The organism is Acidovorax sp. BLS4 (assembly GCF_032929295.1).
Classification (GTDB): Bacteria; Pseudomonadota; Gammaproteobacteria; order Burkholderiales; family Burkholderiaceae_C; genus Paracidovorax.
On the sequence record NZ_CP136797.1, the window covers coordinates 4177895 to 4200272 of the forward strand.

General features: G+C 71.5%; 15 protein-coding genes. 3 read left to right on the forward strand and 12 right to left on the reverse strand.

Annotated elements, in window-relative coordinates; all coding sequences use genetic code 11:
• Window positions 1-7 precede the first annotated feature (7 nt).
• The 9 genes from R1Z03_RS19235 to R1Z03_RS19275 all read right to left on the reverse strand — a co-directional run bounded on the left by R1Z03_RS19235 (window position 8) and on the right by R1Z03_RS19275 (window position 8738).
• Window positions 8-916, reverse strand: a complete 909-nt coding sequence (locus R1Z03_RS19235; protein ID WP_317354043.1) for an acyltransferase domain-containing protein — start codon at window positions 914-916, stop codon at window positions 8-10.
• Window positions 913-1803, reverse strand: coding sequence for a triphosphoribosyl-dephospho-CoA synthase MdcB (mdcB, locus tag R1Z03_RS19240; protein WP_317354044.1), 891 nt, complete (start codon window positions 1801-1803; stop codon window positions 913-915). The genes R1Z03_RS19235 and mdcB overlap by 4 nt, the downstream gene beginning before the upstream one ends.
• On the reverse strand, window positions 1800-2501 hold the full coding sequence (gene mdcG / locus R1Z03_RS19245) for a malonate decarboxylase holo-[acyl-carrier-protein] synthase (protein WP_317354047.1): 702 nt from the start codon (window positions 2499-2501) through the stop codon (window positions 1800-1802). Before mdcG ends, mdcB begins: the two co-directional genes overlap by 4 nt.
• Window positions 2502-2536: 35 nt before the next feature.
• Window positions 2537-3238, reverse strand: coding sequence for a biotin-independent malonate decarboxylase subunit gamma (locus R1Z03_RS19250; protein ID WP_317354050.1), 702 nt, complete (start codon window positions 3236-3238; stop codon window positions 2537-2539).
• 30 nt (window positions 3239-3268) lie between these two features.
• Window positions 3269-4156: a biotin-independent malonate decarboxylase subunit beta gene (locus R1Z03_RS19255; protein WP_317354052.1), complete on the reverse strand. Its 888-nt coding sequence runs from the start codon at window positions 4154-4156 to the stop codon at window positions 3269-3271.
• Entirely contained in the window at window positions 4153-4485 is a 333-nt protein-coding gene (mdcC, locus tag R1Z03_RS19260; RefSeq protein WP_284403407.1) for a malonate decarboxylase acyl carrier protein, read from the reverse strand. Before mdcC ends, R1Z03_RS19255 begins: the two co-directional genes overlap by 4 nt.
• Window positions 4486-4495: 10 nt before the next feature.
• A complete protein-coding gene (gene mdcA, locus R1Z03_RS19265; protein WP_272564052.1) occupies window positions 4496-6187 on the reverse strand; it encodes a malonate decarboxylase subunit alpha in 1692 nt (563 codons plus the stop codon).
• A gap of 50 nt (window positions 6188-6237) precedes the next feature.
• Window positions 6238-7623: an SLC13 family permease gene (locus tag R1Z03_RS19270; RefSeq protein WP_284428799.1), complete on the reverse strand. Its 1386-nt coding sequence runs from the start codon at window positions 7621-7623 to the stop codon at window positions 6238-6240.
• 200 nt (window positions 7624-7823) lie between these two features.
• Window positions 7824-8738 (reverse strand): LysR family transcriptional regulator, encoded by a 915-nt coding sequence (locus R1Z03_RS19275; protein WP_284429562.1) that lies wholly within the window; start codon window positions 8736-8738, stop codon window positions 7824-7826.
• A gap of 114 nt (window positions 8739-8852) precedes the next feature.
• Between R1Z03_RS19275 and R1Z03_RS19280 the strand changes: the two genes are divergently transcribed.
• Window positions 8853-9752, forward strand: a complete 900-nt coding sequence (locus R1Z03_RS19280; protein WP_317354063.1) for an SDR family NAD(P)-dependent oxidoreductase — start codon at window positions 8853-8855, stop codon at window positions 9750-9752.
• 439 nt (window positions 9753-10191) lie between these two features.
• On the opposite strand, the gene R1Z03_RS19285 is transcribed toward R1Z03_RS19280, so the two are convergent.
• Window positions 10192-12270, reverse strand: coding sequence for an alpha/beta fold hydrolase (locus tag R1Z03_RS19285; protein ID WP_317354066.1), 2079 nt, complete (start codon window positions 12268-12270; stop codon window positions 10192-10194).
• A 106-nt stretch (window positions 12271-12376) separates the two neighbouring features.
• Here R1Z03_RS19285 and R1Z03_RS19290 point away from each other — a divergent pair, with 106 nt between their 5' ends.
• The gene (locus R1Z03_RS19290) at window positions 12377-14620 is read left to right on the forward strand and encodes an FUSC family protein (protein WP_317354069.1); all 2244 of its coding nucleotides are present in this window, start codon (window positions 12377-12379) and stop codon (window positions 14618-14620) included.
• 32 nt (window positions 14621-14652) lie between these two features.
• Here the strand turns inward: R1Z03_RS19290 and xopZ are convergent, their stop codons facing one another.
• Window positions 14653-18840, reverse strand: a complete 4188-nt coding sequence (gene xopZ / locus R1Z03_RS19295) for a XopZ family type III secretion system effector (RefSeq protein ID WP_317354072.1) — start codon at window positions 18838-18840, stop codon at window positions 14653-14655.
• 273 nt (window positions 18841-19113) lie between these two features.
• Between xopZ and gshA the strand changes: the two genes are divergently transcribed.
• On the forward strand, window positions 19114-20637 hold the full coding sequence (gene gshA, locus R1Z03_RS19300) for a glutamate--cysteine ligase (RefSeq protein ID WP_284424946.1): 1524 nt from the start codon (window positions 19114-19116) through the stop codon (window positions 20635-20637).
• Window positions 20638-20685: 48 nt separating this feature from the next.
• Here the strand turns inward: gshA and R1Z03_RS19305 are convergent, their stop codons facing one another.
• The gene (locus tag R1Z03_RS19305) at window positions 20686-22374 is read right to left on the reverse strand and encodes a thiamine pyrophosphate-binding protein (protein WP_317354074.1); all 1689 of its coding nucleotides are present in this window, start codon (window positions 22372-22374) and stop codon (window positions 20686-20688) included.
• Between the last annotated feature and the right edge of the window lie 4 nt (window positions 22375-22378).

The following is a 22378-nucleotide window of genomic DNA, read 5'->3' on the forward strand; positions in this document are numbered from 1 at the left end:
CAGGGGATCAGGACAGACCGTGGCTGCCGACCCATGCGGCCAGCGCCTGCGCGCTGCGGAACTCGTCGCAGGCGCGGGCCGGCACGCCGGGGTAGCGTGCGTTCCACATCCTGGCGAGCGCCTGGCCCGGGCCCACCTCGACCACGCAGCGCACCCCCCGCGCGTGCAGGTTGTCCATGCATTCGTCCCAGCGCACGGTGCGGGCGATCTGCGCCGCCAGCGCGTCGCGGGCCTGCGGCACGCTGGCGATGCGGTCGGCCGCGTTGCTGAACAGCGCGGTGCGCGGGCGTGCGAGAGCCGTGCCCTCCAGCACCTGGCGAAACGCATCGGCCGCCGGCTGCAGGGCCGGCGTGTGCGATGCCACGCCCACGCGCAGCCGCGTGCAGTGGCCGCCTTGGGCTGTGGCCAGCGCTTCGGCACGGTCCAGCGCGGCCAGCGCGCCGCCCAGCACCACGCTGTCCGGGCCGTTGCGAATCGCCATGGCCAGGCCGGTGTCGCGTACCAGGGCGTCGATGGCGGCCGGCGCCATGCGGCTCACGCCGATCAGGCCGCCGGGATGGCCGGCGGCGCAGCGGTCCATGGCCTCGGCGCGCGCCTGGGCGAGCGACAGCGCGGTGGCGGCATCGAACACGCCGGCTGCACTGAAGGCGGCCAGCTCGCCCACGCTGTAGCCCGCGATGGCGGCCGGCGGTGGCAGCAGCGGGGACAGGGCGTCCCAGGCAGCCAGGGCCAGGCCGGTGAGCAGCACCTGGGCGTGGGCATTGCGCGCGGCCCAATCGGCGTCCTGCAGCGCGGCGCGCCAGTCGGGCACGCCGAGGCGGTCGTTCACCGCGCGCACTGGGGCGCCATCGGCCAGCCAGGGCAGCATGCCGGGATGCTGCATGCCCTGGCCCGAAAACACCATGGCATAGCTCATGGTGCGCAGCCCGCCGGTGGCGCCATGCGGACCACCCAGCAGGCGGCGGCCAGCAGGTCGGCCGAACCGCCGGGCGACAGGCGCCGCGCGACGAAATCGCGGCCGATGGCGTGCGCGGCCTCCAGGCCGCCGGGCCGCCCGGCGCCGCCCGCGGCCAGAAAACCCCGCGCACAGGCCTGGGCGTGGCGCAGGCCTTCCAGGCCACCCCGGTGGGCGAGGTTGCTGTCGTCCAGCACGGCCATCACGGAAAACAGCGTGTCCACGCGTGCCTGCTGCACGCCGAGCCCGCGGGCGAGCCCATGGCGCAGCGCGGGCACTGCGGTGTCGAACAGCACGGGGAAACCGAGCGCCGCCTCCTGCGCCGCGCCGCGCAGGCCATGGCGCGCCGCGGCAATGCCGCCGGGCAGCCGCGGCGCGCGCAGCGTGCGTTCGGCGCGCTCGGCCAGCGCCGCGCCCCAGTGGCGGCGCAGTGCCTCGCGCAGCGCGGCGGGCTGCAGGGGTGTGCCTTCGCGCGCCAGGGCCCCCGCCGCGGCGCACAGCAGGCCCAGCGTGAAGATCGCACCCCGGTGGGTGTTGACGCCACCGGTGGCCGCCACCATGCGCGCTTCGGCCTCGATGCCGCAGCGCTCCAGCGCCGGGAACCCTTCGCTGGCCTGGCCCAGCGCGGCGATGCGCACGAAATAGACGCGCAGCGCGAACAGGCTGCGCATGAAGGTGCGGGCATCCATGTCGGTGTGGCTGCCGTTGTCGGTAAGGGTCACCAGCCCGGGCTTGGGCGACAAGGCCAGCTCGTCGTAGAGCGACAGCGTGGCGGCGCGGCCGATGGCCTGCGGGGCCGGGTCCGGGCGCGGGTCGCTCGCAGACCGGCGCCGTGCGTTGGCGGTCATGGCAGCGGCTCCTCTGCGGCCGGTTCCTCCGCCGGTTCCGTGGCCGGCCAGAAGGGGGCTTGCGCCAGCGCGGCGCCAGCCAGGCGCTTGACCATCACGGCTTTGCCGCGGCCTGCACGCCAGGCGCTCCACTCGCGCCAGGCCACGGCGGCGCCATTGGCGAACAGCAGTTCCCCGTCGAGCCGGGGCTGCGCCTTCGGGAAGGCGTGCAGGCAGGCGGCGGCGGCATCGGCCTGCGCGGGGCTGGCCACGCCGATGCACAGGTCGGCATCGGAGCCGCTGCGCAGGTGGTCCAGCCCGGTGATGAGCTGCCAGCCGTGGCTGCCGTAGATGCGGGCGGCCACGCCGCAGGCCTGCAGCGCCTCGCACAGGCGGCCCCAGGCGGCCTTCGATCCGGTCGGCATCAGCGGCTGGGCCAGCAAGGCCGGGGGAAAGGCATCGAAGTAGAGGATGTCTTCGCGCGCCACGCGCAGCGCCAGGCGGCGCCGTGCCCAGCGGCCGGGGGCCGGCAGGCCCAGCGCGATGCTGCCGTCCGGGCCGGGCGGCTGGGTGGTCACCACGAGCGGGAGGCGCCGCGCGGCCCAGTGATCGAGGCATTCGCGGGCCTCGCCGTCCCAGGGCAGGGCGAGCTGGCGCTGCCAGCCGGCGTCGGACAGGCAGGCGAGCTGGTGGCGCTGCAGGGGCAGGGCGGTGGCCATGGGTGCGGGTGCGTGAATGGGCGAGTCTGGTGCTATCAGGCCGCGTCCAGCACGCGCTGCGCCACGGCGGCGGCGAGCTGGCGGCCGCCGCGCGCGGCGCCGTCTTGGGCCCGCACGTCGTCGGTGGGCGTGTGGGCCAGGGCCTCGCGCAGCGCGGCGGCCAGGTCGCCTTCCCACAGCGCGCGCACGCCGCCCATGGCCACGTAGTTGTCCACGCCGGGGGCGAACACGGGGTTGGACTGCGACAGCTCGGTGAGCCGGGCCTCGGGCAGCTTGGTCACGCGCGCCATGGCGGGAATGCGCATCACGCGGATCTCAGCCTCGGGCAGTGCGTAGCAGGCGTCGGCGATCAGGCCCGAGGTGATGAAGCCGCCCGAGAGCGCCTGGTCGTAGACCAGCCCGACCACGCGGTGGCCGTGCCGGCGCGCGAGGTCGATGGCCATTCCCAGGTGTGCCATGGCGCGGTTGATGCCCAGCAGTTCGTCGCGCCGGCGCAATTGCTGGCCCTGCGTGTCGATGAGCAGCAGGATGGCGCGGCCGGGGTGCTGCGCCACGGTGTCCAGCACCGCGCGGGCCTGGGCCAGCGCCAGCCGCACGCCGATGGGCGCATGGTTTGTGGTGCCGATCACGGCCAGGGGCTGGCCGTCGAAGGTGGGTGTGCCCAAGAGCAGGTCGCCATCGGCCACGATGCCGTGCTGCGCGCCGAAGAGCCTTTCGGCCAGGGTGTTCCATTGCATGTCGGTTCCTTCTCGTTCGTTGCTGCGGGTTCAGGCCGGGCGCAGGCCCTGCACCGCCGCCACGTCCAGCTCGGGCACCCGGGCGGCATCGGCCACGCCCAGGGCCTGCCACAGGGCGGTGGCGTCGTCGGCGGGGGCATCGTCCGGCAGGTGCTCCAGCGCGGCCATGCGGGCGGCCAGCAGTGCGTGCTCGGCCTCCAGCGCCGCCGGCGTGACGGGCCGCGCGGCCCCGAGCGCGGCAATGGCAGCGGCCCGGAAGGCGGCCACGTCGTCCTCCACCAGCGCGTCGCAGTCGCCCGTGAGCCAGCGGTGCTTGCCGCCGCTGGTGCGCCACACCAGGGCGCGGTCGCGCGCGTCGTACTCCTCCACGCCGTGCGAGGCCTCGATCACCTCGGGCCCCGACATGGCGAGGCGGCCCATGTCGCTCATCACCACGTGGTCGGCGCAGCGCGCCACGATGCCCATGCCGCCGAAGCAGCCGTTGGCGCCGCCGATCAGCACCACCACGGGGATGCCGGCAGCGCGCACGTCCAGCACGGCGCGCATGACCTCCGAGACGGCGATCAGCCCGGCGTTGGCCTCGTGCAGCCGCACGCCGCCGGACTCGGCCAGCAGCAGCACGGCCGTGGGCCGGTCGCGCAGCGCGCGCCGCAGCAGGCCCACGAGCTTGGCGCCATGCACTTCGCCCACGCCGCCGCCCATGAACTCGCCCTCCTGCGCGGCCACGAAGATGGGCCGCCCGCCCAGCGTGGCGCGGCCGACGGCCACGCCGTCGTCGAAGGCCGAGGGCACGCCCAGTTGCGCCAGGTGCGGGCTGGTCACGCGCTCGGCCGGCGGCAGCCACTCATGGAAGCTGCCGGGATCCAGCAGGTGGGCCAGGCGCTCGCGCGCGCTGCATTCCGCGTAGCTCAAACTCATGATCGCGCTCCCGGCAGTTCGGCCACGGCCTGGTCGAGCCGCAGTCCCACCACGGCGGGCGTGGCGCCCATGTCGTTGATGGCGATGCGCACGCCGGCCAAGGCGTGGCGCGCATGGAAGTCGTCCAGTACCGCCTGCCAGATCGGGCCGAAGCCGCGCGCGGAGGTTTCCACGCGCACCGAGCAGCCTGTGCCGCTGTCGGGCTCCAGCAGCACCTCGAGGTTGCCGGAGCCGACCACGCCGACCAGCACGGGGGCGAAGGGGCCTGTGGGTCGGCCGCCGGGAAAGGAAAAGTCCAGGGTTTCGAGCCCTGCGGGAATGTCGCTCATGGGGTGCCTCCTACCAGTTCCGGAATCTCTTGGGCGGCTGGTACAGTCCGCCCGACGCGCGAACCAGGTCGCGCATGCTGCGCGCGGCCAGCAGGTTGCGCGTGGCATCGCGCGGGTCGATGCCCAGATCCTGCGGGCGGTGGATCACGCCGCGGTCGCGCAGGTTCTCCACCGCGCGCCGGTCGCGGGCCAGGCCCACCGCGGTGTAGCCTGCCACGCCGCGGATGGCCTGCTCGCGCTCTTCATCGCTGCGGCACAGCAGCAGGTTGGCGATGCCTTCCTCGGTGAGGATGTGGGTCACGTCGTCGCCGTAGATCATGATGGGCGGCAGCGCCATGCCGGCCTGCTCCTGCAGCGTCCAGGCGTCCAGCCGTTCCACGAACGCGGGCTGCATGTGCTCGCGGAAGGTCTCCACCATCTGCACCACGAGCTTTTGCCCGCGCGGCGTGCCGGCCGCGCCGGTGCGGCCCGCCCGCGCCTGCGCGCCCGCCTTGAGCCAGGCGGGGCTGGCATGGCGCCGGCCGCGCGCATCGGCCCCCATGTTGGGCGCGCCGCCGAAGCCCGCGATGCGCCCCAGGGTGGCGGTGGAGCTGTTGCCGTCCAGGTCGATCTGCAGGGTGGAGCCGATGAACAGGTCGCAGGCATAGTGCCCAGCGGCCTGGCAGAAGGCGCGGTTACTGCGCAGGCTGCCGTCCGGCCCGGTGAAGAACACGTCCGAGCGCGCGCGGATGTAGTCCTCCATGCCCAGCTCGGAGCCGAAGGAGTGCACCGATTCCACCCAGCCCGCCTCGATGGCCGGGATCAGCGCCGGGTGCGGGTTGAGCGCCCAGTGCCGGGCGATCTTGCCCTTGAGGCCCAGCGACTCGCCGTAGGTGGGCAGCAGCAGTTCGATCGCGGCGGTGTCGAAGCCGATGCCGTGGTTCAGGCGCTGCACGCCGTACTCGCCGTAGATACCCTTGATCGCCATCATGGCCATGAGCACCTGGATCTCGCTGATCTGCGCCGGATCGCGCGTGAACAGCGGCTCGATGAAGTGCGGGCGCGGGGCCTGCACGACGAAGCTCACCCAGCCGGCCGGGATGTCCACGCGTGGCAGCGTGGTGGTGCGGCCGTCCACCATCTCGTTGACCTGTGCGATCACGATGCCGCCCGAGAAGGCTGTGGCCTCCACGATGGCGGGCGTGTCCTCGGTGTTGGGCCCGGTGTAGAGGTTGCCCTCGGCATCGGCCGCCTGCGCGGCGATCAGCGCGACCTGCGGCGTGAGGTCGATGAAGTAGCGCGCGAACAGCTCCAGGTAGGTGTGGATGGCGCCGATCTCGATGCGGCCGGCCGACACCAGCCGCGCGATGCGCGCGCTCTGCGGGCCCGAGAAGCTGAAATCGAGCCGCGAGGCGATGCCGTTCTCGAACACATCCAGGTGCTGCGGCAGCGCCAGCACCGACTGCACCATGTGCAGGTGGTGCACGCGCGCCGGATCGACCTGCACCAGCGCATCGGCCAGGAAGTCGGCCTGCTTCTGGTTGTTGCCTTCGAGGCAGACGCGGTCGCCGGGCTCCAGCACGGCTTCGAGGAGCGTGCCGATGGCGGCGGCATCGACCCTTTTGCCGGCCAGCGGCATGCCGTGCGCAGCCAGCGCGCGGTCGGCCCGCGCGAGCCGGGCGGCGCGGCGGTCCGCGCGGGTGTTCCAGTCTCTGGGGTTCATGGGAGTTTGTGGTGGGTTGGAAGATTGGACGGGCAGGGGCTGGCGGCTGGTCAGAGCACGACGAACAGCAGCCACACCACCACGGGTGCGATCAGTGTGACAGCGGCGCCATACACCATGAGCTGGCGGAAAAACACCTCGCGGTTGACGCCGCGCGCATTGGCCAGCACCAGCGCGCCGTTGGTGGAGAAGGGGCTCACATCGACGATGGTGGACGACACGGCCATGGCCGCGATGAACCCCACCGCGCCCACGCCGGCATCGCCCGAGCCGCCGCCTTGCAGGAACGGCACGGCCAGCGGGATCAGCGAGCCCAGCACCGCCGTGGACGAGGCGAAGGCCGAGACCACCGCGCCGACGAAGCACAGCAGCAGCGCCGCCATCAGCGGCGAGGTGAGCGCGGCCACGCTGTGGCCCACGAAGTCGATGGTGCCCATCTTGTCCATCACACCCACGAAGGTGCTGACGCCCACGATCAGCATGATCTCGGGCCACGACACCTGGCCCAGCGCGCGCTTTTGCAGGTTGGGCGCCATCAGCGTGAGCAGCAGGCCGATGGTGATGGAGACGAAGCCGATGTCCTGCTTGAAGAACAGCGTTAGCACGGCCAGGGTGAGCAGGCCGATGACGGTGACCGCCTGGTACCAGCGCGCACCCTCCGCTTGCGGCGCGGACGGGGCGGCGTTCATGAGCGAGTCGTCGGTCTGGGCGGCGGTGCGGCGCTCCTCGGCCAGCGAGTCGCCCTCGGCGTTGCCATAGACCTGGGCGCCGCCCTGGCCGTGGGCCACCTGCGGCAGGTCGAACGGGGTGTTGCGGGCGCCGGTGCGCTGGCGCGCCAGCTTCAGCCCGCCCATGGCCACGAACAGCGCCATGGCCACGGCCAGGTTCACCGCGAGGCTGGCCGCCATGGTGGCGATGGGGTTCAGCGGCAGGCCGGCCGTGGCCACGATCTTGTTGGTGATGCCGCCGTAGATGCTGATCGGCGAGAAGCCGCCGCCCTGCGCGCCGTGGATGACGAGCAGGCCCATCATCAGCGGGTTGATGCCGTACTTGGCCGCGAAGCCCAGTGCGATGGGCGCGATGATGGCGACCGCCGCCGGGCTGACGGCCCCCACGCCCGTGAGCGCCGCGGCGATGAAGAACATGATCCACGGGATCGCCGCGATGCGCCCACGCACCGCGCGCACCGCCAGCTTGACCAGCCAGTCGATCGTGCCGTTGTTCTGCGCCAGCGCGAACAGGTAGGTGATGCCCACCAGCGTCAGGAACAGGTCGGCAGGAAATCCCGCCATGATGGCCTTGGCATTCATGCCGGCCACGAGCGTGCCGACCAGGAAGGCCCCGACGAAGGCGATGACGCCCATGTTGATGGGCAGTACGGTGGCGATGACGAACATGCTGGCGAGCGCGCAGATGGATATCCAGTGGGAAGTCATTGAATTTGTCTCCTGTCCGTGGTGCCCCGCGGTGGCACATGCCGGTGGCTGTGCTCATCGATTCGGGGCTTTGTTCTTGCAGGGGACGATACGCAGCCGGGCGGTGCGGATCAATGCCAGCGGTGTGCCGACACTTACGCTAATCGAAACGATCCAGGGTGACCCCCGTAGGGGCTGCCCCAGAAGGTTGGCAGGACGGCTCAGGACAGCGCCGCCTTGGCGGTGCGGCAGACCGCCAGCAGGGCGAGCAGGTTGGGGTCGCGCTCGCGGGTGCGCAGGAAGTGCAGCGCGATGGTCTGGCGCATGCGGTAGCGCGGCTGCAGCGCGATGAGCCGCACGTTGGGCGGCAGCACGCCACGCACCCGACCGGGCAGCAGGGTGCAGCCCACGCCGCCGCTCACCAGGTTCATCAGCGAGAAGATGTCCTCGGTCTGCATCACCACGTCGGGGGTGAAGCCGGCCACCCGGAACGTCTCCATGAATCCCTGGTAGGTCACGAAGCCTTCCGTGAGGCTGACGAAGCGCTCGCTGGCGCAGGCTGCCAGGTCGATGGGCTGGTCGGGCGGGTAGGGCGAGTCGGCTGGCGCGGCGAAGTGGATGTCGTCCTCGAACAGGGGCTCGCACTCGAGGTCGGGCATATCGCCGGACGAGCCCATCAGCGCGGCATCGATGGCGCCGTTGCGCAGCTTTTGCCGCAGGTCGGCGTCCGAGCCCAGCACCAGTTCGGTCTGCAGTTCGGGCAGGCGCCGCTTCATGCCCATCACGAGGGTGGGCACCGTGCGGCTGGTCAGCGAATAGAGCGATCCGATGCGGATGCGGTCGGACGAATACCCGGCCACCGCCCGCGTGGAGCGGATGCCCTCGGCCAGTGTGCCCAGCAGCTCGCGCGCGACCTCCGCCAGGTGGTGAGCGGCCTCGGTGGGGTGCAGGTGGCGACCTTCGTGGCGGAACAGGGGGCAGCGCAGCGCGTCCTCCAGCGAGTGCAGGGCGCGGTGCACGCTGACCGCGCTGATGTCCAGGCTCTCCGCCGCGCGCGCGAGATTGCCGGCCTCCAGGAAGACCCGCAGGATGTGCAGCTTGCGAAGGGTGATGTCGTCATCGGGACGGTGGGGCATGGCCATGCGGTAGGGGCTCGATCAGAATTCGTGCTGGGCCGATTGCAGCACATTGCACGGCCGCTTTTGCAAAACCATTCACTGGCCCGCGGGGCCCACAGGAGAGAGAAACCCATGGCAATCGATTTCAAGGGCCGCGTGGCCATCGTGACGGGCGCGGGCGGCGGCCTGGGCCGCCAGCACGCACTGGCGCTGGCGGCGCGCGGCGCGAAGGTGCTGGTCAACGACCTGGGCGGTGCGGTGGACGGCAGCGGCGCGACCGTGGGGGCGGCGCAGGCCGTGGTGGACGAGATCCGCGCGGCCGGCGGCGAGGCGCTGGCCAACGGCGCCTCGGTGACCGACTTCGCGGCCGTGCAGGGCATGGTGCAGCAGGCCGTCGATGCCTGGGGCCGCGTGGACATCCTGGTCAACAACGCCGGCATCCTGCGCGACAAGTCGTTCGGCAAGATGGACATGGACGATTTCCGCCTCGTGGTGGATGTGCACCTGATGGGCGCGGCCCACTGCTGCAAGGCCGTGTGGGCGCACATGGTGGCGCAGCAATACGGCCGCATCGTGATGACGACCTCGTCCACCGGCCTGTACGGCAACTTCGGCCAGGCCAACTACGGCGCCGCCAAGCTGGCCCAGGTCGGGCTGATGCAGACGCTCGCCATCGAAGGGGCCAAGCACGGCATCCACGTGAACGCGCTCGCGCCCACCGCCGCCACCCGCATGACCGAGGGCCTGATGCCCGAGGAGGTGCTGGCCGCGCTCAAGCCCGAGGCCGTGGTGCCGGCCATGCTGGTGCTGGCGCACGAAAGCGCGCCCACGCGCACCATCCTGTGCGCGGGCGCCGGCACCTTCGAGGCGGCGCACGTCACGCTCACGCAGGGGGTGCATCTGGGCATTGGGCCCGATGTGCCCGAGCAGCTCGCCGCGCGCCTGGCCGAGGTGACCGACCGCACCGGCGAACAGGTGCCGCAAAGCGGCGCGGCCCAGGGCACGAACGAGGTGCGCCTGGCCCGGCGGTGATGGAGTGATTGCCCGGTACCGAGGCGCTCGCCTGGCAGATTGCAAATATTGCTGCCAGACGCGCGCTCGGCGACGTGGTCGGTTGGATTCGCCGGCTGAACAAAGGCTTCGCATGCGGCCTGCCTCGCCTGGGTGGTTGGCTTTAGTGTTGGGCCTGCAACTCAAATACAAGGGAATCCATGCTTCTTCTTTCACCCGTCTTCAAATCTGGCGCGTTCGTCACGGCTGGGCTCGCTCTGCTTGCCGCGTTGAGTACCACCCCTGTTCTTGCCCAAAGCGGACAAACGATCACGGCCTCCGGCCTCGGGCCCAACACGACCAGTCCGACCCGCCGCCAGGTGCGGGATGCGACTTTCTTCGATGCCCAGCAGAAATGCAGGACGGGGCCTTTCCCCGCTCAGCCCGTTCAGATGCTCGGCATCGGTGTCGCCCCCACGGTTCAGAACGGCCAAAGATTGTTTTTCGCTGAATGGCGCTGCGGCTGAAGTCTGCGGTTGGCTGATTCTTTTCCATCGGGCATGGGCGCCAGCGGTGGGGCGCGGGATGCAGCGCTCGCCTTTCTGCGCACCGGCTCGGCCGCGAGCGCCTCGCGCAGGATGCGGCGGATCTCCAGGATCGCCCGGGGGTTCTCCTGCACGCTGTGGTGCGAGGTCAGCACCAGCTCCGACTCGGCACCTGCCAGGTGGGCGCTGCCGTAGGGCACGATGCCATCGCTCGACTGCGCGAGCGGGGTTCCTGGGTCTTCGCGGCCCATGATGGAGTGGTAGCGCACGCCCGGGCCGATCGGCAGGTCGGCGGCCGCGCGCACGAACGGATCGGTGTCGCCCAGGTTGTCGATGCTGTTGGGCAGGCGCGGCGGCACCCCGCCCTCGACGGGCTGCGCGGCATGGGCTCTGGCCAGCACGCGGGTGGCATCGCCGAAGCGCTCCAGCACGGCCAGCGGCAGCGTCACCATGTTGGCCAGCCAGCGCGAGAGGGTCTTGTTGGCGAACGGCGTTCCCCGGTGGGGCGCGGCGATGAAGACCGCCCGGGTCACCTGCGGCAGGGGATGGAACACCAGGAAGGGGCCCAGGTCCTCACGCAGCCGGGCCAGGTCTTGCGGGGGCAGCACGGGGCGGCCGATGACCTGGTCCCACAGCGTGCCGCCCGATTCCGACACCAGCAGCCGCGCCAGCACGCCGCCCATGCTGTGGCCCACCAGCACGATGTCGCGCGATGCGCGCGCCGTGCCGTCGGGATCGAAGTGCGCCAGCGTCTGCAACAGGGCCTCCCGGATGTCGTGCTGGTTGAGGGCCAGCGGCGCATTGGTGGGGTAGTACACCTGCCACACCTGGTAGGCGTCCCGCAACTGCGCATCGCCCAGAACCTCGTTGGCCACGTTGATCCATGCCTCGGGGCTGCTGGCCAGCCCGTGCAGCATGACGATGGTGCGGCGGTTCGGGTCATAGGGCTGCATGAGGTGGATGCGCGGCGCGTCCAGCCGGTCGCTCCAGCCCAGCAGCGTGCGCATGGCCTGCGTGGCAAAGCCCGAGCGCGCCAGCCACAGGCCGTACCCCGCGGTGAAGTTGCCCGCCAGCGGCACCTGCTGCCCGCCCAGTTCCACCCGGGCGGTATGGTAGGGGTCGTAGATCGCCACCTGCACCTCCTGCGTGCGCAGTACCTCGCCCAGCGTCTTGCCGGGAAACCGCAGCAGCGCGGTGGCCGCGGGGTAGGGCATTTCCTTGAACGGTGCGGGCGCTCGCTCGCCCGGCTCGGGGACGGACGCCGCCACCAGCTCCGTGCCGAAGCCATCGCGCCGGTAGGTGTTGCGAACGCCGGAAAACCGCAGCGTGGTGGCCGGGATCAGTTCCTCGGGCAGCGGGGCGTCGCTGGGCAGGCGGATGTCCGAGGCGTCGCTGGAAATCCGCCAGGCGCCGAGGGTGCGCGCCTCGTCCGACCGGCGCCCTTCGGCGCGGTAGCGCTGGAACAGCAGGGTCACCACGCGCTGCGTGGCGAAGTTGTAGTAGTCGCGCACCTGCGTCTGCCGGTCCTCGAACGCGCGCTCGCCGGGGGAGCGCTGCGTGAAGAACAGATAGGCCCAGGCGTGGCGGGCCGATTCCATCCAGGCATCGAGCGCCTCGTCCGGCGGCAGCGGCGCGCTGCGGTCGCGTTCGCCTTCGAGGCCCACCTGCAGCCAGACCTCGGCCAGCGCCGACAGGCGCTGCTCCTCGCTGATGCCGTTCGAGGCGGCCAGCTGGTTGCGGCAGTCGGCCAGGTCGTCCGCGCAGGTGTCGGCATCGCTGCCGATCACGCGCAGCACCTCTTCGGTGGCCTCGCTGACCCGGCCGCTGGTGAGCACGTCGCCGCGCCGCTGCGACAGGTATTCGCGCGGGGACATCGACGACACCGTCACCCCCGCGCAGCCGCACAGCACGGCCGCTGCGCACAGCGCGGCGAGCCCCCGAAACCCTGACCAGGGTGTGCGGCGCGGGGCAGGGGACCAGGTGCGGTGGAGCGGCGGCGGGGTGGGTGGCGACATGGGGCGGGCCGGGCGGCGACGGGGTGGCCGATGTTACCCGGCGGCCCCGCGAATGGGGCGCTGCCTGACGCCGCGGCGCGCGGCGCTGCGGTACGCTTGCCGGCCTATGAGGATCTCTCCGGAACACCGCCTGCGGGCTGCCTTGCGCGTGGCGCTGAGCCACTATGTCTTCAACGGCCTGTCGGTGGCCTTCGGCCTGCTGCTCATCTCGGCCGGGGTGCACGGGTGGCTGGGCGCGGCGGCCGCCGCCTCGGCGTCGGTCGGGGTCATCGTCACGGCGCCGCCCGACCTGCCCGGCCCGGCGCGGGGCAAGTTCTGGCAGATGCTGCCGGCGCCCCTGCTGGGCGTGCCGCTCTTTTTCGGGGTGCAGATGCTGCACCCGTCGGAGCTGGCCCTGGGAATGCTGATCGTGCCAGCCAGCTTCGTCGCGTTCCTGGCCATGGCCTGGGGCAAGCGCGGCGTGCCGATCGCGGTGGCCTTGATGTTCTCCATGGTGTTCTCCATGGCCGTGCCGCCCACGCCGGGCGTGGACCCGTTGACGGCGGCGCTGGCCACCACCGGGCATTTCGCGCTCGGGGCGGCTTTGTATGTGGTGTATTCGGTGGTGGCCAACCATGCGCTCAACGCGCGCTACCGCGTGCAGTCGGTGGCGGATGCGCTGCTGGCGCTCGCCGCGCTGATGCGCGTGCAGGCACGGCAATTCACGCCGGTCGATCTGCAGGGCCCGCCCGCGCCCGCCTTGGCGGGGGCCTTGCTGCACCGGCAGGCGGCCCTGGCCGAGCAGTTGCAGGCCGCGCGCAACATCGTGCTGGAGTCGCCCCGCACGCCGCGGCGCCAGCGGCTGGCCGGCATGCTGCTGCTGGTGCTGGAAATGCGCGACCACCTGCTGGCCTGCGAGCTGGACCTGGACACGCTCAAGGCCCACCCCGGCCATGCGCCCGTGGTGGTCGGGCTGCGCGACGTGCTGCACCACGTGGCCGACGAGATGGAGCGCCTGGCCGATGCCATGCTCATCGGCCGCAGGCCCACCGCCTTCGCCGACCACCGGCCCCACCTGGCGGCCCTGCGCTGGGACGAAGTGCCTCAGCCCCAACCCGGACCGGAGAGCGCCAACCCGTCGCCCCGCCTCCTGGCGCGCGGGCTGGCGGACCGCATCGGCCACATCAACGACGAGGCGCTGCGCATGATCGCCCTGGCCCGCGGCGAGGCCGAGCCCAACCTGGCCGTGGTGCGCGCGAACTGGCAGATGTTCGTGAGCCCCACCGCGTGGTCGTGGCATCCGTTCAACGGCCTGTGGCGCTGGGATGCGCCGCCGCTGCGCCATGCCATCCGCGCGGCGCTGGCCATGGGCGTGGGCTACGCGGTGGCGCAGGCACTGCCCTGGGGCACGCACGCCTACTGGATTTTGCTGACCATCGTGGTAGTGCTGCGCGGCAGCCTGGCGCAGACCCTGGAGCGGCGCAACAGCCGCGTGGCCGGCACGCTGCTGGGCTGCGTGCTGGCGCTGGGGCTGCTGTCCATGCACCCCACCGCGCTGGGCCTGATCGTGTGCCTCACGCTGGCGCAGGCCGTGGCCCATGGCTTTGCCGTGCGGCGCTACCTCATCACCGCGGTGGCGGCCACCGTGCTCGGGCTGGTGCAGTCGCACATGCTGCATGCGGGCAGCAGCACGGCCTTCGCGCTGTTCGAGCGGCTGGCCGATACCCTGATCGGCACCGGCGTGGCCTGGGCGTTTTCCTATGTGCTGCCCTCGTGGGAGCGCACGCAGATCCCCGCCCTCGTGTCGCGCACCCTGGCCGCTCAGGCGTTGCATGCGCGCGAGGCGCTGGCCCTGGGGCAATTGCAGGCCGTGGACAACGCGCCCGAGCTGGCCTGGCGGCTGGCGCGGCGCGAGGCCTACGACAGTCTCTCGGCCCTGGTGCAGGCCACGCAGCGGTCGCTGTCGGAGCCGCGCGCCGTGCGCCCGCCGCTCGAACCCCTGGAGCGGCTGCAGGTGCACTGCTACCAGTTGCTGGCCCAGCTCACGGCCGTGAAGACCATGCTGCTGCTGCGCCGCGGCCACCTGGAGCCCGAGCGGCTGCAGGCGCCGCTGGCCACCACGGCCGAGGCCATCGGCAACGCCCTGTCCGCGCCCCGTGCTGCGGCGGATGCCGCCATGCCCCCCCGCGTCTCGCCCGGCCCCGAGCCGCTGCCCGACCCGTTCGATGCCCAGCTCGGCCCGTGGCTGCTGCGCCGCCTGGGCCTGGCGGTGGGGCTGGCCGAGGAGCTGCGGAGCGATGCGGACCAGGTGCTGCAAAGCATGAACACGAAGGCGACTGACGCGCAGCCCGTGGCCGAACGCAGCGCCTGAGGGCGGCCGAGGGCGCGGCCCCGGGAACGCGCTCAGTCCCGGTGGGCCTGGATCTCGCCTTCCTCGTCGCCTTCGGGCACGGTGGGCAGGCGCGCTTGCGCAGGCGTAGCGGCCGTGGCCTTCCATTGCCCGGCCGGCTCCACCTCATGGCCGGGGTCCGCGCGGAGCACGGGCTCGTACAAGATCCACTGCGCCACGGTGCGCATGGCCTCGGCGCCCCGGTTGTTCTGTCGCTTCAGGAAGAAGTCCAGGCCGCGCTCGCGCAGGATCTTGGCTTTTTCGCGCAGCAGCAGCAGGGTGGGCTCCCACAGTTCGTCCCTCACCACGAGGTCGTCGAAGCCCTGCGCATGCACCTGGGCCTCCCGCAGGCGCGTGGCTCCCTGCTCCCGGCACAGCGCAGCGCGCTTCATATGCTCCACTCCTTCGTCCCGTCGGCGCGCCATCACCGGCGACCGGCCGGTCTTGCCCATCGCCTTGCGCTGCATGCGTGCTGCGGCCTGCTCCAGGTGCTCCGCGGCGGCGGCCGTCTGGTCCGCCTCCAGCGCCTTGCGTGCCTGCTTCAGATGCGCGCGGGTGGAGCGCAGGTCCATGCCGGCCGCCTCGAATTCCGTGGCTGCGCTTTCGTATCCCGCGCAGGCCGCCTCGAACTGCGCCTTGGCAGCTTCGCCATCCATGCGGGCGAGCGCGCGGAACATGTCCAGCGCGGGGGCGGCGGGCGCCTTCATCGCCTTGTCGGCGAACATGGCCGCCAGGCCGTTGCCCTGTGCGAACGCCCGGGTCTGCTCCATGAAATGTTCGAGCTGCAGCTCGGACGCGGCATGCTTCAAGTCGTCCTCCACCGCAGCGCCCAGCTTGCCCACCCCGTAGGCGGACCAGCTGTCCCACTCGTCGCGCACGAGCTGCTGGAACACGTCGAACTCCGAGACATCGGTGGCGCGGTCGCTGCGCATCGGGTCGATCTCGTCGTCGAACACGAACAGCGTGCAAAAGTGGGTCACGGCCTTGGAGACCAGCTCCCGGCCGTAGCTGGCATCCAGCAGCCCCAGGCTGCCGCTGGCCTTCTGGCGCGGGCCGTTCTTCGGATCGTCCTGCACGGATTCCGCGAACTGCACCCCCAGCGTGGCGCGGCCCGACACCTCCACCTTCATCTGGGCCGTGGCATCGCGGTAGATGGTGGTCATGTAGCCGGCCACCGTGGTGCGGGTCTGGCCGTTGTCCTGCCGGGATTTGACGCCCACGCCCGCTGACACGCCGGCCCGCCGCCCCTTGCCCGCCACCTCGCCCACCCGCACGCCCGCGCTGAGCGACACGTTGGTCTCGGTGCCCATACTGCTGCGCTGCGCGTCGTCGATGATCCCCATGCTCAGCTCGGGATGGTGGGCCAGCAGCTCACGCATCCAGTCCCGGCGGGCCGGCTGCCCATCCCCGGTGGGGGCCGCCATGTCGAACAGATGCTCCAGCGCGTCGATGAACTGCGCGTCCAGCTGGGGCTCGCGGTTCTTGGTCAGCCGGGGCATGCGCATCTGCACGCCGTTTTCCACGCTCCGCTCGCCGCGCCAGCGCCAGTCGGCCCCGCCGGTCACGCCGAAGCTGGCCTGGTCGGTGTCCATCGCGACCGAGTAGCCGGTGTTCACCCCGGCACCGGCCTGTACCTGGTTGGTGGACTGGGACGTGATCTGCAGGTACATGCCGGTGCGGCCCCGGTACAGCTCCAGGATGCGGTCCTCGTTGTGCTGCACGCCGCCGATGAGCTTGACGCCCAGGCCCACGGCGCTCGTGATCGCCGCGGCCGCCGACAGCGGGCCGAGGTTGACACCGTAGGTCTTCTGGCCCAGCAGCTTCATCCGGTCGCGCCATTCGAGGTGCTGGGCCACATCGCGCAGCAGGTTGAACAGCGCCCGGCTGTTGGTGGCGTTGGCCGGGTCCCCGTCGTGCAGCAGGTTGAGGGCCTTGTACAGGGCCACGTGGAAGGCATTGCCCTGGGCGTGCACGTGTTCTCCATCGGTGCTGACCGATGGCGTGGCGGGGCCATTGTTCGCCTCTTGCAGCGGCTCGCTCAGCAAGGCGTGCTGCAGCAGGGCGAGGGCTTGCACGCCGGTGTGCGGCTGGGCGCGCAGCTGCTCCCATGCGAAGCGCATCGCGGGCGATTCCGTGGCGGTGGTGATCTCGCCGCCACGGCGGGCGGCTTTTCGCGCTGCATCGCGCCGCGCGGCATCGCATTGCGCCCGGATGCTTTCGAGCAGGGCGTTGTCCAGCACCATGGAAGCGCGCTCGGTGCCTTCGGGCGCCCAGCGCATCTTCTCGGCGATGGCCTGCCAGGCCAGCTCGGATTCGGAGGGCACCTCGGTCGCAGGCCGTTGCGCACGCGCGCCCCGGAGGTATTGGGTGAGGTGGTCCGCCGCCTTCTCCAGCTCTTCTTCCGCCCGGCGGTTCGGGGTGGGCAAGGCGGTGGCCGATCCCACCTGCAGGGCCTGCGGCAGCGAGCGCAGCGGGTTGATCTTCTGGCTCCGCCGGCTCTTGGGGTCGGCGGTGCTGGGCGCGTCGCCCTCGGTGTGGTCGATGTCGTGCAGCCAGTCCGCGATTTTCTGCAGGTGCTGGTTGGCGCGGTCGTAGGGGGAGCCTTTGGCGTTGCTGCGGTAGCCGTTGCGGATGGCGTGGTAGGCCGCGCGCTCATCGTCCGTGCAGGCGGCCAGGGCCTGGGCCGGGTCCGCGGCATGCAGGGCCGTGCGGGCGGCATGGGAGGCGCCGGCCAGCCATTCGCGCAACTGCGGCGTGGGCGCGGCCCGCATCGCAGCTTCGGTCTGCAGCGCCAGGCGTGCGGTGTGGCGGCGGGTGTGGTCGGGCGTGCCTTCGGCGGCCGGTGCCAGCAGGTGGCCCAGCACCTGGGTGCCGCGCGGCATGCGGGCCAGCAGCTCCACCGTGCGCTGCGTGGCGGCGTCCAGCGCCGGGGCCGTGTCCGGGCCCGCAGCCGGGTCGGGCAGCAGCGTGCCCCAGGTGTGGGTGCGCAGGGCCTGCAGCGTCTGCAGCGCCACCTCGGCATGGCCCCCGCTGGTGTCGGCCAGGGCCTTGATTGCCATCGTCAGCGCGCCTGCGGGCGCGATGGCCTCGGCGCCGTGGCGGGTCGGGTCGATGGCCTTCACCCAGTCGCGGAGCGCCTCGCGCAGGGCGGCAATCGCGGGCGAGCTTCGGTACACCTCGAAGCCGGGCAGGCGCCGCAATTGCAAGTCGATGATCTCGCCGTAGGTCTTTTGCAGGGCTTCGGTCGCCGTCCGGTGGCGGCGCTGGGCGTGCTCCAGTTGCAGTTCGGCCTCCTTGCGGCGTCGGGCCAGTGCCGGCTGCAGCGACTTCAGATCGTCGGCGCCGGCTTCGAATTCGAACAGTTCGCGTGCCTGATCCGTGGCCAGCTTCTGGATGTCTTTCAGCTCGGCGTCCTTGCCCTGGCTGCTTCGCTCCAGTTCGGCGTGCTTGGCGGCTTGCCGGCTTCTCAGCGCCTGCAACGCCTCGATGTGCCGGGTCAGCGCTTCCTGATCGCTGCCGCCCCGGTCACCTGCCGCATCGTTTTCTGCGAGCGATCGGTCGAGCCTTTGGTCCAGCCGATGAAGCGCAGCCCGCAAGCTGGCCATGGATTTTTGTTCGCTGGCGAGCCGGTGTGCCTGGTCGGCCAGGCTGGCCGCCCTTTGGCCGCGCTCGCTGGCCTCTTCACTCAGGCGCGTTTCATGGTGCTGCACCAGCCGCTCCATGGCGATGGCCTTGTCCACGGCGATCTGGGCCAGCCGCACGGTTTCGGCGGCCTTCATCTGCCCGGTCAGCACCGGCTCCAGGCTCTCCCATTGACCGCGGCTGCGCGAAGGGAGGCGCGAGGGGTCCTTCGGGGTGTTCTGGTAGCGGAGCATTTCCTCGACGGGCTTCGGGTGGCCCCGCGCCATGCCGAAACAACTGCCTACCTTGGTCGCCAACTGGCCCAGCACCGATTTGGGCTTGCGCGGGGGCATGGCCGCGGCATCGGCGGCGGGCAGTGGCTGCGCGAGGTATTTGCGCGCTGCCCGGCCTGCGTCGTACAGGGGCGACAGCAGTTCGTTCTGCGCTGCACGCGGATCGAGCTGGTGCAGCTTGTGGTGGGCCTGCTTGTGGCTGGCCGGCGCGCCGGCGTGGGCACTCGATGTCGAGTTGCCGGGCAGGCCTGCGGACGAGATGGTGGGACGCACTGAGAGTTTGGGCATGGTGTCCAGTCATTCATGGGCGTCGTGTGCGTTCCGCGGGCGAGGGGTGCCCGGGAACAGTGGCTGGACCGGGCGCATTGCACGCCCTGCGTTGGCTGGCCACGACACGCGCGATGTTGCAGTGCGGCACCCGGGCCGGCGGACCTGCCTGCGAAGAGGGGTGCGGCCGCGCGAAGCCAAGGTCTTGATCTGGTGCGCCAGCGAGAGTGTGCCGGCCGTGCTAAGTTCCGGGCCGAACCGACGATCAGGTGATAAAGAAACGACCAAATGATGATGAGCCATCTGCAGCGGAAAATCCACGCGCAGCCCGCCAGCCGACTGGCTGGCATGCGCCGTGGCATCGAAAAAGAGGGACTGCGGGTGCTGCCCACGGGAGGGCTGGCACTCACGCCGCACCCGGCGGCGCTCGGCTCGGCGCTGACCCATCCCCACATCACCACCGACTACAGCGAGTCGCAGATCGAGCTGATCACGGGCGCGCGCCTGGGCGTGCAGGAATGCCTGGACGAACTCACCGAGATCCACCAGTTCGTCTACCGCAGCCTGCAGGCTTCGGGCGGCGAGATGCTGTGGCTGTCCAGCATGCCCTGCGGCCTGCCCACCGACGAGACCATTCCCCTGGCGCGCTACGGCTCGTCCAACGTGGGGCGCGCCAAGAGCGTGTACCGCATGGGGCTGGGCCACCGCTACGGCCGGCGCATGCAGACCATCTCGGGCATCCACTACAACTGGTCGCTACCCGATGTGACCAGCGACGAATACTTCGCGCTGATCCGCAACTTCCGCCGCCATGCCTTCGTGCTGCTGTACCTGTTCGGCGCCTCGCCCGCGCTGTGCCCATGCTTCGTGCAGGGGCGCGAGCACGGCCTGCAGCGCCTGGGCGGCGAGGCGCTCTACCTGCCGCACGCCACCTCGCTGCGCATGGGCCGCCTGGGCTACCAGAGCGATGCGCAGGCCACGCTGGCGGTGAGCTACAACGGCCTGGACGGCTACGCCGCCTCGCTGCGCGAAGCCCTGAGCCGGCCGTACCCCGCCTACGAGGCGCTGGGCGTGCGCAACCCCGGGGGCGAATACAACCAGCTGGGCACCAGCCTGCTGCAGATCGAGAACGAGTTCTACGGCACCATCCGCCCCAAGCGCACCGTGCGCTCGGGCGAGCGGCCCCTGAACGCGCTGCGCGACCGGGGGGTCGAATACGTCGAGGTGCGGCTGATGGACCTGGACCCGTTCGCGCCGCTGGGCATCGAGACGCAGACCATGCGCCTGCTGGACGTGTTCCTGCTGCATTGCCTGCTGTCCGACAGCCCGCCCGACACGCCGCAGGAGATCGCCGAGCTGCAGCGCAACCAGCACCTGACCGCCGAGCGCGGCCGCGAGCCGGGCCTGCTGCTGCAGCGCGCCGGGCGCGAGATCCCGCTGGCCGAATGGGGCGCGCAGGTGCTGGCCGAATGTGAGCCACTGGCCGCGGCGCTGGACGCCGCGCACGGCACCGGCGACTACGGCAGCGCGCTGGCCGATGCGCGGCGCCTCATGCAGCAGCCGCAGGCCACGCCGTCGGCCCGCGTGCTCGACCGCATGGCCGAGGCGCACGGCAAGAGCTTCAGCGCCTTCGCGCTGGAGCGATCGCAATGGGCGCGCGACACGCTGCTGGCCATGCCCTGGACCGAGGCGCAGCAGGCCCGGTTCGAGGCCGCCGCCGCGCAATCGGTGGCCGAGCAAAAGGCCATCGAAGCGGCGGACACCCTGCCGTTCGAAGCCTGGCGCGAGCAGTACATGGCGGTGCCCGTCCACGGGTGATACCGGCGCGGCCCGGGCATCGCCGGGACGGCCGCCCGCGCTGAGCGCCTAGCCCGGCTTGCGGGCCTGCGCCGCACTGCGGATGCCCTGCAGCGTGCCCGTGGGCGTGATGGCCTCCGGGTCCAGAAGGCAGTGCAGCACGCAGGGCAGGCCGCTGGCCCGGGCGCGTGCCAGCGCCGGGGCGAACTCCGCCGTCGTCTCCACCCGCTCGCCATGCCCGCCGAAGGCCGCGGCATAGGCCTTGAAATCCGGGTTCTTCAACTGGGTGGCGCTCACGCGGCCGGGGTATTCGCGCTCCTGGTGCATGCGGATGGTGCCGTACATGGCGTTGTCTAGCAGCACCACGATGATGGGCAGGCCGTACTGCACGGCGGTGGCGAACTCCTGCCCGTGCATCAGAAAGTCGCCGTCGCCCGCGAACACCACCACCTCGCGCTGCGGCCACAGCCGCTTGGCCCCCACGCCGGCCGGCAGGCCGTAGCCCATCGATCCACTGGTGGGCGCCAGCTGGCTGGCATAGGCGGTGAACGGCCAGAAGCGGTGCACCCAGGTGGCGAAGTTGCCCGCGCCGTTGCAAAAGATCGCATCGGTCGGCAGCACCTCGCGCAGGTGGCGCATGACCTCGCCCATCTGCAGCGGGCCCGGGATCCGGATCGGGTCCGGATCGCTCCAGGCCAGGTACTCGGCGCGGGCGGCCTGCGTGTGCGCCGTCCAGCGCACCGCGGCGGGCGGCTGCAGCGCGGCAAGTGCGTTGGCAAAGGCCTGTGGCGTGGCGTGGATGGACTGCGTTGCCCGGTACAGGCGTCCCAGTTCGTTGGCATCGGCATGCACATGCACCAGGGGCTGCGCCGGCACGGGAATGTCGAACAGCTCGTAGCCTTGCGACGGAATCTCCGACAGGCGCCCGCCCACCACCAGCACCAGATCGCTCCCGCGAATGCGCGCCAGCAGCTTGGGGTTCACCCCCAGGCCCAGGTCGCCACCGTAGCTGGCGTGGTCGGCCGGGAACAGCATCTGCCGGCGGAACGAGCAGTACACCGGCAGCGACCAAGCCGTGGCGAACGCCACGAAGTCGCGCACCGCCTGCTCTGACCACCGGCTCCCGCCCAGGATGGCGACGGGACGCTCGGCGGCGGCCAGGCGCTCGGCCAGTTCCTGCAGCGCGGCCGCGCCGGGGTGGGTTTCCGGCACCGTGTAGGGCAGGGCGTCGGCCACCTGCACGGCATCGGTCAGCATGTCCTCGGGCAGCGCCACCACCACCGGGCCCGGGCGGCCCGACGTGGCGACGTGGAAGGCGCGAGACACCAGTTCGGGCACGCGGCGCGCGTCGTCGATCTGCACCACCCACTTGGCCATGGTGCCGAACACCGCGCCGTAGTCCAGCTCCTGGAACGCCTCGCGGCCCAGCGCGCCGCGCGCCACCTGGCCCACGAACACGATGAGCGGCGTCGAATCCTGGTGCGCGATGTGGATGCCGGCCGAGGCATTGGTCACCCCCGGGCCACGCGTCACGAAGCAGATGCCGGGCTGCCCGGTGAGCTTGCCCTGCGCCTCGGCCATCATGGCCGCGCCGCCCTCCTGGCGGCACACGGTGACGGCGATCTGCGCGTCGTGCAGGGCATCCAGCACGGCCAGGTAGCTTTCGCCGGGCACGCAGAAAAGCTGTTGCACGCCGTGCAGGATGAGCTGGTCCACGAGGACCTGGCCGCCGGTGCGGGGAGAAACGGTGGAAGTCATGAAG